The 11,868-nt window shown below is 69.8% G+C and carries 9 protein-coding genes and 1 pseudogene; 8 read left to right on the plus strand and 2 right to left on the minus strand.

All coding sequences use genetic code 11. The features are described from left to right. Positions 1–2 precede the first annotated feature (2 nt). The 8 genes from OC490_RS27480 (at position 3) to OC490_RS49410 (ending at position 9,580) form a co-directional block, all read left to right on the plus strand. Positions 3–839, plus strand: coding sequence for an undecaprenyl-diphosphate phosphatase (locus OC490_RS27480; RefSeq protein WP_262060689.1), 837 nt, complete (start codon positions 3–5; stop codon positions 837–839). A 182-nt stretch (positions 840–1,021) separates the two neighbouring features. Then, positions 1,022–1,690, plus strand: coding sequence for a FadR/GntR family transcriptional regulator (locus OC490_RS27485; RefSeq protein WP_262060781.1), 669 nt, complete (start codon positions 1,022–1,024; stop codon positions 1,688–1,690). Beyond that, the gene (locus tag OC490_RS27490) at positions 1,687–3,150 is read left to right on the plus strand and encodes an amino acid permease (RefSeq protein ID WP_262060690.1); all 1,464 of its coding nucleotides are present in this window, start codon (positions 1,687–1,689) and stop codon (positions 3,148–3,150) included. The genes OC490_RS27485 and OC490_RS27490 overlap by 4 nt, the downstream gene beginning before the upstream one ends. Before the next feature lie 32 nt (positions 3,151–3,182). Beyond that, positions 3,183–4,202 (plus strand): asparaginase, encoded by a 1,020-nt coding sequence (locus OC490_RS27495; protein ID WP_262060691.1) that lies wholly within the window; start codon positions 3,183–3,185, stop codon positions 4,200–4,202. A gap of 106 nt (positions 4,203–4,308) precedes the next feature. Further along, on the plus strand, positions 4,309–5,709 hold the full coding sequence (gene aspA, locus OC490_RS27500; RefSeq protein WP_262060692.1) for an aspartate ammonia-lyase: 1,401 nt from the start codon (positions 4,309–4,311) through the stop codon (positions 5,707–5,709). 35 nt (positions 5,710–5,744) lie between these two features. Beyond that, on the plus strand, positions 5,745–6,677 hold the full coding sequence (locus OC490_RS27505; protein WP_262060693.1) for a glutaminase: 933 nt from the start codon (positions 5,745–5,747) through the stop codon (positions 6,675–6,677). A gap of 135 nt (positions 6,678–6,812) precedes the next feature. Continuing rightward, complete coding sequence (gene mptB, locus OC490_RS27510; protein WP_262060694.1) at positions 6,813–8,207, plus strand: polyprenol phosphomannose-dependent alpha 1,6 mannosyltransferase MptB; 1,395 nt, start codon at positions 6,813–6,815, stop codon at positions 8,205–8,207. After that, entirely contained in the window at positions 8,204–9,580 is a 1,377-nt protein-coding gene (locus tag OC490_RS49410; RefSeq protein WP_315986709.1) for a glycosyltransferase 87 family protein, read from the plus strand. Before mptB ends, OC490_RS49410 begins: the two co-directional genes overlap by 4 nt. 59 nt (positions 9,581–9,639) lie before the next feature. Here OC490_RS49410 and OC490_RS27520 read toward each other — a convergent pair. Both OC490_RS27520 and rho read right to left on the minus strand, forming a co-directional pair. After that, positions 9,640–10,416 (minus strand): annotated as a pseudogene (locus tag OC490_RS27520) (D-alanyl-D-alanine carboxypeptidase family protein); the annotation flags it as partial. A 172-nt stretch (positions 10,417–10,588) separates the two neighbouring features. Continuing rightward, positions 10,589–11,728, minus strand: coding sequence for a transcription termination factor Rho (gene rho / locus OC490_RS27525; protein WP_262060696.1), 1,140 nt, complete (start codon positions 11,726–11,728; stop codon positions 10,589–10,591). Positions 11,729–11,868: the final 140 nt, after the last annotated feature.

An 11,868-nucleotide genomic window follows, 5' to 3' on the forward strand; every position in this document is an offset into this window, starting at 1 on the left:
TCATGAGCGTCATCAGCGTCGGTCAGGCCGCCGTCCTCGGAGTCGTCGAGGGGGTGACCGAGTTCCTTCCGGTCTCCTCGACCGGCCATCTGAAGATCGTCGAGGGGCTGATGAAGATCCCCGTGGACGACGATTCCGTCGTCGGGTTCTCGGCCGTCATCCAGGTCGGCGCCATCGCCGCCGTGCTCGTGTACTTCTTCAAGGACATCGTGCGGATCGTGACCGCGTGGGGCCGTGGCCTGCGCAATCGCGAGGAGCGCTATCACCACGACTACAAGTTCGCCTGGTGGGTGATCTACGCGACGATCCCGATCGTCCTGGTGGGTCTGGCCGCGAAGCCGCTCATCGACGGGCCGCTCGGCTCGCTGTGGGTGGTGGCCGCCTCGCTCATCGTCGGCAGTGGTGTCATGTGGGCGGCGGACCAGATGGGCCGGCACAAGCGAGGTGAGGACGACACCACGTTCAAGGACGCGATGCTGGTGGGCAGTTCGCAGATCCTCGCGCTGCTCTTCCCCGGCTTCTCGCGCTCCGGCGCCACGATGTCCACCGGGCTCATCCTCGACCTGGACCGCGTCGCCGCGACCCGGCTCTCCTTCTTCCTCGGCATCCCGGCGCTGACCGGCGCCGGTATCTACGAGCTGAAGGACGCGCTCGGGGCGGGCGTGGGCGCCGCTCCGCTGGCCGTCGGCACGATCGTGTCCTTCGTGGTGGCCTACGCCTCCATCGCCTGGCTGCTGAAGTTCGTCGCGAAGCACTCCTTCAACGCGTTCGTGATCTACCGGATCATCATCGGGCTGCTGCTGTTCGGGCTGCTCGGCACGGGTGTGCTCAACAGCTGACAGTCACCGACACCGCACGGACGATCATCGCAGCGGGCGTGAAGCCGGATTTTCAGGCTTCACGCCCGCTGTATTTTTCTTTTCCGATCGCTTGACAGCACTGTCCCGTCACCCGCAGGATCACGTCCGTGAACCTGTCAGACAGCCAGACAGGTGGAGTCGGACCGCGGCGCGTCAGCGCCATGGAAGCGGTGCTCGTCCACCTCCGCGGCGCCATCGAGCGCGGCGACTACGCCATCGGCGACAAGCTGCCCTCCGAGGCCGAGCTGTGCCGCACCCTGGAGATCAGCCGACCCGTGCTCCGCGAGGCCCTGCAGACCATGGGCCTGACCGTCTCCAAGACCGGCAAGGGCACCTTCGTGGTCGCCAACGCCGTGGAGGACCCCACCTTCGGCGACTACGCGGCCAGCGACCTGCTGGAAGTGCGCCGCCACGTCGAGATCCCGGTCGCCGGATACGCGGCACTGCGCCGCACCCCGGAGAACCTGGACCATCTGGCCCACCTCCTGGACCGCATGGAACGGGAGACGGACACCACCGCGTGGGTCGCGATGGACACCCTCTTCCACCTCGCCGTGGCGGAAGCCGCCCAGAACCCGGTGTTCCGCCGGGTGATCGAGGAGATCCGCGACGCGCTGGCCCGCCAGTCCGCGTTCCTCAACGAACTCGGCGGCCGGCGCGAGCAGTCCAACCGCGAGCACCGGGCGATCGTCGAGGCGCTGATCGACGGCAGCGAGCCGGACGCCGTCGAGGCCATGTCCCACCACCTCGACCGGGTCGAGACGACCCTCACCGACATCGTGCGCCCCGCGCGCACGGACACCCCCACGGAAGGCGGACCCGAGGCGTGAGCGAGCAGTCCCTGCACGACAGCGAGCAGCCCCTGCACGACGGAGTGCAGAAACGATCCGGCCATGTCGATGCCGGAGACGCCGGCTACAGCAAGTCCCTGAAGTCCCGGCACGTCAACATGATCGCCATCGGCGGCGCGATCGGCACCGGCCTCTTCCTCGGCGCGGGTGGTCGCCTGGCCGACGCCGGACCCTCCCTCTTCATCGCGTACGCGGTCTGCGGACTCTTCGCCTTCCTCGTCGTCCGCGCCCTCGGCGAACTCGTCCTCTACCGGCCCTCGTCCGGCGCCTTCGTGTCGTACGCCCGGGAGTTCCTCGGCGAGAAGGGCGCCTACGTCGCGGGCTGGATGTACTTCCTGAACTGGGCCACCACCGGCATCGCCGACATCACCGCCGTGGCCGTCTACACCCACTACTGGGGCATGTTCTCCGACATCCCTCAATGGTTGATCGCATTGATCGCCCTCGCGGTCGTCTTGACGGTCAACCTGATCTCGGTCCGGCTCTTCGGCGAGCTGGAGTTCTGGTTCGCGATCATCAAGGTCAGCGCACTCGTCGTCTTCATGCTGATCGGCATCTTCCTGCTGGTCACCCAGCACCAGGTCGACGGCACGACCCCCGGCCCGTCCCTGATCACCGACAACGGCGGCATCTTCCCCAACGGCCTGCTGCCCATGCTCCTGATCATCCAGGGCGTCGTCTTCGCCTACGCCTCCGTCGAACTCGTCGGTGTCGCCGCCGGAGAGACCGAGAACCCCGAGAAGATCATGCCGAAGGCGATCAACTCGATCATGTGGCGCGTCGGCCTCTTCTACGTCGGCTCGGTGCTCCTGCTCTCGATGCTGCTGCCCTGGAACAAGTACAGCGCCGGCCAGAGCCCCTTCGTGACCGTGCTGTCGAACATAGGCATCCCGGCGGCGGGCGGCGTCATGAACCTCGTCGTCCTCACCGCGGCCATGTCCTCGCTCAACTCCGGCCTGTACTCCACCGGCCGCATCCTCCGCTCCATGGCGATGTCCGGCTCGGCCCCCAAGTTCACCTCGGTGATGAGCCGCAGCCAGGTCCCCTACGGCGGCATCCTGCTGACCAGCGGCATCTGCGTTCTCGGCGTCGGCCTCAACTACGTAGTGCCCGCCGATGCGTTCGAGATCGTCCTCAACTTCGCGGCGATCGGCATCCTCGCCACCTGGGGCATGATCATGCTCTGCCACTTCCTCTTCTGGCGGAAGACCGAGAAGGGCGAACTCTCCCGGCCCGGCTACCGGCTGCCGGGTTCCCCCTGGACCGAACTCGTGACGCTGGCCTTCCTCGCCTCCGTCCTGGTCCTCATGTACGCCGACGGCGGCGCCGGACGCACCACCGTGCTGTGTCTGCCGCTGATCGCCGCCGCGTTGGTCGCCGGATGGTTCGCCGTCCGCCGCCGCGTGGCGAGCACGTCCACCACCGCACCCGACGCGTGAGACCCACGCCGTCCTGACCCCGACAGGCAGTGATGTACAGCAGTCCCCTCGCGGACCCACCCCTCATCCGTGAACCCCTCCACGCACCCGTCGCCCACCTCATACGCGGCGGGATGATCGAGGGCATCCACTACGGCTCCGTCGTCGTCCTCGACAGCGACGGCCAGGTCCAGCTCCAACTCGGCGACATCGAGGCCGCGTTCTACCCGCGCTCGGCGATCAAGCCCGTCCAGGCCGTCGCCATGGTGCGGGCGGGACTGCCGCTCGACGGCGAGCTGCTCTCGCTCGCCGCCGCCAGCCACTCCGGCGAGGAACGCCACCTCGCCGGGACCCGGCGCATCCTCGAACTCGCCGGACTCACCGAGGACGATCTGCGCAACGTCCCGGATCTGCCCTTCGACCCGGTTGTTCGCGATGCCTGGGTGCGTGAGGGGCGGCTGCCGTCCCGGCTCGCCCAGAACTGCTCCGGGAAGCATGCGGCGATGTTGTACGTGTCGAAGCTCAATGGCTGGTCCCTGGACGACTATCTCGATCCCGCGCATCCGCTTCAGCAGGTGATCGCGGAGATCGTCGAGGATCTCACCGGGCAGCGGATCGCTCGGGTGAGTGTCGACGGGTGCGGGGCTCCCTTGTTCTCCATCTCTCTTCATGGGCTTGCGCGGGCTGTTTCGCGGATTGCTACCGCTGCGCCCGGTACGCCCGAGGCTCGGGTCGCGGACGCGATGCGGGGGTACGCCGAGATGGCGTCCGGGGCGGGGCGGGATGTGGCCGCGCTGATGCGGGCCGTGCCGGGGCTGTTGGCCAAGGACGGGTTCGAGGGGGTTGAGGTCGCCGCGTTGCCCGATGGGCGGGCTGTTGCCGTGAAGATCGCGGACGGGGCCAATCGGGCGCGGGTGCCTGTCGCTGCCGCTGGGCTTGTGCGGGCTGGGGTTGATCCGGTTCAGCTTGCCGAGTTCGCGGGGGAGTCGTTGCTCGGGGGTGGAGAACCGGTGGGTTGTGTTCGGCCTGTGCGGGCTTTGGACCCGGTGTCGCCGTTGTCAGCGTGTGCCTAGATCGGTTGTGGGGGAGCTGCGGGCCGGGTGTGGCTGGTCGCGCAGTTCCCCGCGCCCCTGAAAGGGGCGCTTGCTCTGACGTCATTGAGAAAGGACCCCCACCCTCATGTACCGCAGCGAACACGACCTCCTCGGAGACCGGGACGTTCCCGCCGATGCCTACTGGGGTGTTCACACCCTGCGGGCCACGGAGAACTTCCCCATCACCGGGACGCCGATCTCCGTCTACCCGCACTTGATCAATGCCCTTGCCGCCGTCAAGGAAGCCGCCGCTCTCGCCAATGAGGAGTTGGGGCTGCTCCCGTCGGAGAAGACGGCCGCCATTGTCGCCGCCTGCCGGGAGATCCGGGACGGGAAGCTGCACGACCAGTTCGTGGTGGACGTGGTTCAGGGCGGGGCCGGCACCTCGACCAACATGAACGCCAACGAGGTTGTCGCCAACCGGGCGTTGGAGTTGCTGGGACACGGCAAGGGTGAGTACCAGTACCTGCACCCCAATGAGGACGTCAACCTCGGGCAGTCGACCAATGACGTGTATCCGACCGCGGTCAAGATAGCGACTGTCTTTGCCGTGCATGGATTGATCGCGTCAATGTCCGTACTGCAGGACGCGTTCGCCCGTAAGGCCGTCGAGTTCCATGACGTGCTCAAGATGGGCCGTACACAGTTGCAGGACGCGGTGCCCATGACGCTCGGTCAAGAGTTCTCGGCGTATGCGGTCATGATTGACGAGGATCGTCAACGTCTTGACGAGGCTGTCCAGTTGATCCATGAAATCAACCTGGGGGCCACGGCCATCGGGACTGGGCTCAATGCGCCCGCGGGATACGCGGAGTCGGCCCGGCGGCATCTCTCGGAGATCACGGGGCTGCCGCTGGTGACCGCGGCCAACCTGGTCGAGGCCACGCAGGACTGCGGGGCGTTCGTGCAGATGTCGGGTGTGCTGAAGCGGGTCGCCGTCAAGCTCTCCAAGAGCTGCAACGATCTGCGGCTGCTGTCCTCGGGGCCCCGCGCGGGGCTAGGGGAGATCAACCTGCCGCCGGTACAGGCCGGTTCGAGCATCATGCCGGGGAAGGTCAACCCGGTGATCCCCGAGGTCGTCAACCAGGTCGCCTTCGAGGTGATCGGCAACGACGTCACCATCACGATGGCCGCCGAGGCGGGACAGCTCCAGCTCAACGCGTTCGAGCCGATCATCCTGCACTCGCTGTCGGAGAGCATCACGCATCTGCGGGCCGCCTGCCTCACGCTGGCCGAGCGCTGCGTGGACGGCATCACCGCCAACACCGAGGCGCTGCGCGCGAGCGTGGAGAACTCCATCGGTCTGGTGACCGCGCTCAACCCGCACATCGGGTACACGGCCGCCACCGACATCGCCAAGGAGGCCCTCGCCTCCGGCCGGGGCGTGGCCGAACTCGTCCTGGAGAAGGGCCTGTTGCCCGCCGATACCCTCGCGGCCCTGCTGCGGCCCGAGGTCCTGGCCGGCAGCGGCCCCGTGGCCGGCTGACCGCAGACGCGCACCAGGACCGGCCCGGAGGCACAATGGTGATCATGTCCCCCTCGATGACCTTCCAGCCGGTCCTGGAGCGCATCGCCGGCGAGATCGAGCGGATGCCCGGCCGTGGCCGGGCCGCCGACTACATCCCGGCGCTCGCCGCCTGCGACCCGCGCCGCTTCGGCATGGCCGTCGCGGAACTGGACGGCACGGTGTACGGCGTGGGGGACTGGCGGCAGCCGTTCTCCACGCAGTCCATCACCAAGGTCTTCACCCTCGCCCTCGACCTGGCCCGCGAGGGCGACGAGCTGTGGGAGCACGTGGGCCGCGAGCCCTCCGGCAACCCCTTCAACTCCCTGATCCAGCTGGAGTACGAGAGCGGTATCCCGCGCAACCCGTTCATCAACGCGGGCGCGCTCGTCGTCACCGACCGGCTGCAGACCCGTACCGGAGACGCGGCCGGCGAACTGCTGGCCTTCCTGCGCGCGGAGAGCGGCAACGCGAGCCTCGACTTCGACAAGGAGGTCGCCGCCTCCGAGTCCGCGAACGGCGACCGCAACGCGGCCCTGGCCCACTTCATGAAGTCCTACGGCAACATCGACAACGAGGTGCCCGTCCTCCTCGACCAGTACTTCCGGCAGTGCTCCATCATGGCGTCCTGCGCCGACCTAGCCCTCGCGGCCGGTTTCCTGGCCCGGCACGGCAGCCGCGCCGACGGCACCCGACTGCTCACCCTCACCCAGGCCAAGCAGGTCAACGCGGTGATGCTGACGTGCGGGACGTACGACGCGGCGGGCGAGTTCGCCTACCGGGTCGGTCTACCCGGCAAGAGCGGGGTGGGAGGCGGGATCATCGCCATCGTGCCCGGCCGGTGCACTCTCGCCGTGTGGAGCCCGGGACTCGACGAGCGGGGGAACTCGGTCGCCGGGGTCGCCGCGCTGGACCGCTTCACCACGCTCACCGGGGTGTCGGTCTTCTGACCGGAGCCCCACTCGCATGGCGAATTGACTGACAGCGAGGCCCGAGCACACGGAGGTCACGCGCAGTCCGCCGCACGGAGAGCGGGGCGTCGCTTTCCCGCCATCCCGCGTTGACAAGCTGACCGAGTGTTGGCCATGGCTTTTCCCGTCGATCTCCGCCGCTGCCAGGTACTGGGTCTGGCCGGTACCGCCGTCCTCGCGCTGGGCGGTGAGACGGCCGGCGCGCTTCCGTCCGCCGACCTCTTCTCCCCGGCCTCCGCACAGGCCGCGCTGGGGCTGGTCGGGGTCTACTTCGGTGTCGTCCTGCTGATAGCGGCCTGGCTGCTGCTGGGCAAGCTGATCCGCAGCGCCGAACCGCCGACCCCGCGTTCCCTGCTGCTGGTCCTCGCCGTGTGGGCGGCCCCGCTCTTGCTCGCGCCGCCGCTGTTCAGCCGGGACGTGTACAGCTATCTCGCGCAGGGTGCCATGGTCGACGCCCACATGGACGTCTACGCGCACGGCCCCGCCGCGCTCGGCGGTCCCCTCGCCGACGAGGTCGCCCCCCTGTGGCAGCACACCGGGGCGCCGTACGGCCCGGTGTTCCTCGCCATGGCCTCGGGGTTGTCCGGACTGACCCGTGGCCAACTCCCCGCCGGACTCTTCGGGATGCGGCTCGTCGCCCTGCTCGGGGTGGGACTGATGGCCGCCGCGCTGCCCCGGCTCGCCCGGCACAGCGGCGCGGACCCGGCCGCCGCGCTCTGGCTGGGCGCCCTCAACCCGCTGGTGCTGCTCCACCTGGTCGCGGGCGCCCACAACGACGCCATCATGCTCGGACTGCTGGGCATCGGCCTGGTCGCCGCACGTGGCCGGTGGCCGATCCTGGGCGCCGTACTCGTCACGCTCGCCGCGCTCGTCAAGGCGCCCGCCGCGCTCGGGCTCGCCGCGGTCGTGCTGCTCCAGATCCGCGCGGGCCGCAGCCCGGCCAAGGCCGTCACGACGACGGTCGTCGCGTCCGCGGTCACCACGGTCGCCGCCACGGCCGTCGCAGGCACGGGCTACGGCTGGATAGGCGCCCTCGACACCCCTGTCTCGGCGCACAACTGGGCCCTCACCAGCCTCCTCGGCCGTGCCACCGGCGCCCTGCTGGAACACCTCGGCAGCGGTCTCGCCCCCTTCGCGATCCCGGCCTGGCACGCCTTCGGACTCGCGGTCACCGGCGCGGCGATCCTCGCCATATGGCTGCGGCTGCGGCCCAGCCCGGTCTACGCGCTCGGCCTGAGCCTCGCGGTGGTGGCCGCCTTCGGTCCGGCGATCCGTCCCTGGTACGCCCTGTGGGGTCTCTTCCTCATCGCCGCCGCCGCGCCCAGCACGTCCGTACGCCACCGGGTGGCCGCCGTGACAGGCGTCCTCGCGCTCGCGGTCCTGCCCAGTGGCGGGCCCGCGGACATCGGACAACTCGTGCTGGCCGTCTCCGGCGGCGTCCTCGCGATCGTCGTCCTCTGGCAGGCCCGCCAGGCGGCAGAGGCCCCGGCCCTGGGACGTACGGCATGAGAACACCCACCACCGACCGCGGCCGAATCCTCCTGGTGCTGGCCCTCGCCACCACCGTGACCGTCTTCACCGCGACCGTCCCACTGCTGCGCGACTGGTTCGACCTGCGCGTCTACTACGGCACCGTCCACACCTGGCTCCACCACGGCGGCCGGATCTACGACTACCACGTGCCCGGCACGACATACGGCTTCACCTACCCGCCGTTCGCAGCCGTCAGCATGGCCCCGATGGGATACCTCGGGCTCGGCGCCGCGATCGTCGCCGCGCTGCTCCTCAACCTGGCGGCGCTCGCCGTGGTGCTGCGCATCCTGGCGGGGCCCGGATGGCGGCGCTACGGCTGGTTCGGGTGGGCCTTGGTGGCCTGCGGGCTGGCCTTGTTCGAGCCGTTGCGCGACACCTTCAGTTTCGGCCAGGTCAACCTCCTGCTGCTGGCCCTCGTCCTCGGCGACGGCTGGCTGCTCTCCACCGGCCGGAGCCGCTGGGCGGGTGTCGGCATCGGCCTCGCGGCGGCCATCAAGCTCACGCCGGCGCTCTTCATCGGCCTGCTGCTGGTGGCCAGACGCTGGAAAGCCGCCGCGGTGGCGACGGCCGTGGCGCTCGCGGCGACCGGGCTCGCGGCCCTGGTGGTCCCGAGTGCCTCGAAGTTCTACTGGACCCGGGCGATGTGGGACACCACCCGCGTGGGCCGCCTCGACTACGTCTCCAACCAGTCCCTGCAAGGCGTCCTGGCGCGCCTCGGCGAGACCGGCCGCCCGCTCTGGGCGACGGTCGTCCTGCTCGTGCTGGGCGTATGGGCGGTGCGGGTCCGGCGTGCGGTCGTCGCGGGGAACTGGACGGCGGCCTTCGCGCTGACCGGGCTGACCGCGTGTCTGATCAGCCCGATCACCTGGGTGCACCATCTCGTGTGGCTGCTGCCCTCGTTCGCCGTGCTGGTCCGCGCCGGGCACCGGCGCATCGCGGGCGCCCTGTACGCGGTGATGTGCACCAGCGTCGTGTGGCTGTGGTTCGACGACTCCTCGGGCATCGACGGCTTCCTCGGCAGCAACACGTACACCTGGGTCACGCTCGGCCTGCTGCTGTGGCTGCCGACCGGTCAGGCCCCGGGAAGCCGCCGGCCTTTCAGCCGCAACGCCAGCACCACCGCTCCCGCACCGAGTACGGCGGCGCCTACGACCGCGGCCGTCTCCGCCCACCCCGGACCGTCGTCCGCCGCGACCGCGGCGGCCACCGGCACGGCGGCGGGACCCGGCCGCGGGCTCGCTCGCAACGCGTCCAGCGACCCCACCGGATCGACCCGCCCGGCAGCCGCGAAACCCCAGTCGAGCAGCTCGCGCGCCTCCTCGTACACGGTGAAGCCGCCGCCCGCCTGAGGGTTCATCACCGTGACGACGAGCGACCGCCCGCCCCGACGCGCTGCCGCGACCAGCGTGTTGCCCGCGTGGGTGGTGTAGCCGTTCTTGACACCGATGAGCCCCGGATACGGCTCGACGCCGTCGTTGCCGGTCAGCAGCCGGTTGGTGTTCTGGATCGCGTACGACGATCCGTCACCCGGGAACTCGGCCTCGGCGGTGGAGCAGTACCGCGCGAAGTCCGCGTTGCGCAGCCCGGCCCGCCCGAACACCGCTAGGTCGAAGGCGGAGGACACCTGGCCGTCGGTGTCGTAGCCGTCCGGCGAGATGACATGCGTGTCGAGCGCGCCCAGAGAGCGCGCCTTGGCCTGCATCCGGGCGGCCGTGACGTCCCAGCCGCCGTTGAGGGCGGCCAGGACGTGCACGGCGTCGTTCCCGGAGTTGAGGAAGACCCCGCGCCACAGGTCGGCGACGCGATACGTGTGCCCCGCCTCGACCCCGACCAGACTGCTGCCCTCGCCGATGCCGGCCAGGTCCTGTTCGCTGACGCGGTGCCGGAGCCCTCCGGGGAGCGTGGGGAGGACGGTCAGGGCGAACAGGGTTTTCAGGGTGCTGGCGGGCGGGAGTCTGCGATGCGCGTCGTGGGCGGCCAGTACTTCCCCGGTGTTGGTGTCTGCGACGAGCCAGGAGAGGGCGGAGATGTCCGGGAGTTGGGGGGCGCCGGGATGGAGGTGGACCTGGGTGCTGGGATCCGACCCGGTGTTGGCTGTCGCCGTGACGGGGGTGAACGCGAGGACGCCTGTCAGGCAGAGGGCGCAGGCCGACATTGCGATCCGGGGTGAGAATCCGATTGTCATACCGCAAACGTAGGAACGGAGTCGTCGCCGAGGGTGCTGGCGGGGCCGAGCGGGGTGAGTGTGCACCCGGATGCGCTAGTGGTTTGTCTGCCGGTCGGTGGGGGCTGGTCGCGCCCACACGGCGGAGCCGCATATCGACACAGCCCCGCGCCCCCAGGGGATGAGGCTCGGGTCAGTTGGAAGGCAGCGTGGGCTGGATGCGGCGCAGGAACGTCGCGTTGTCCGGAGTCTCGCGCATGCGCTCCAGCAGGGTTTCTGTGCTGCTCTGGCCGTCCCTGTTCTGGAGGACGCGACGCAGGCCGCGTACTGCCGTCAACTCGGCCGGGGTGAGCAGGAGTTCCTCGCGGCGGGTGCCGGACGGGTTGATCTCGACGGCCGGGAACACCCGGCGGGAGGCCAGCTCGCGGCTGAGGCGCAGCTCCATGTTGCCGGTGCTCTTCAGCTCCTCGAAGTAGAACTCGTCGGCACGGGAACCGGTCTCGACCAGTGCGGTGGCGAGGATGGTGAGCGAGCCGCCCTCCTCGGCGAGGCGTGCGGCGCCGAAGAACTTCTTCGGGCCGATCAGCGCGGTCGCGTCGACACCGCCGCTGAGGGTACGGCCGCCCGAGGCCGCCGCGTTGTTGTGCGCCCGGCAGAGTCGGGTCAGGGAGTCGAGCAGGATCACTACGTCCTCGCCGGCCTCGACGAGCCGCTTGGCCCGTTCGATCACGAGCTCGGCCAGCGCGATGTGCTGCTTGGGGGCCTTGTCGAAGGTGGAGGCGTACACCTCGCCGCGCACGGAGCGCCGCATGTCGGTGACCTCCTCGGGCCGCTCGTCGAGCAGCACGACCATCAGCCGGGCCTCGGGGTGGTTGCCGGCGACGGCCGCCGCGATCTGCTGGAGCAGTACGGTCTTGCCGGTCTTGGGCGGGGCCACGATCAGCCCGCGCTGGCCCTTGCCGACGGGGGCGATCAGGTCGGCGACGCGTCCGGTCAGGCCGGCCGCCGGGTGTTCGAGGTGCAGCCGCTCACGCGGGTGCAGCGGAGTGAGGTCGCCGAAGTGGCGTCGGCCGCGCAGTTCCTCGGGCGTACGGCCGTTGACGAACGCGACCTCGGTCAGGGCGCGCTGCCCGCCGCGGACGCCTTCCACGAGGTCGCCCTTGCGCAGGCCGTGACGGCGGATCAGCGCGGGGGAGACCTGGAGGTCGGTGGATGAGGGCTGGAGGTTCAGCGCCCTCAGGTGCCCCTTCCCGTTGCCGTCGATGTCGAGGACACCGGTCGCGGTCTGGGTGCGGGGCTGGTCCTGTACGGGGGGTTCGAGTGTGGTGGTCATGATGGGTGGTCCTTTCAAGGACGGTTGCATGTGTCATGCGGAAGGAAGGGGGAGAAGCCGCAGAGGGAGGGCGCATGAGCGCTCCTCGGGGCGGCGGGAACATCACCTCGGGTGCGACGGAAAAAAGCCGGTCACGAGGT

This window comes from Streptomyces sp. STR69 (assembly GCF_024519455.1).
Taxonomy (GTDB): domain Bacteria; phylum Actinomycetota; class Actinomycetes; order Streptomycetales; family Streptomycetaceae; genus Streptomyces.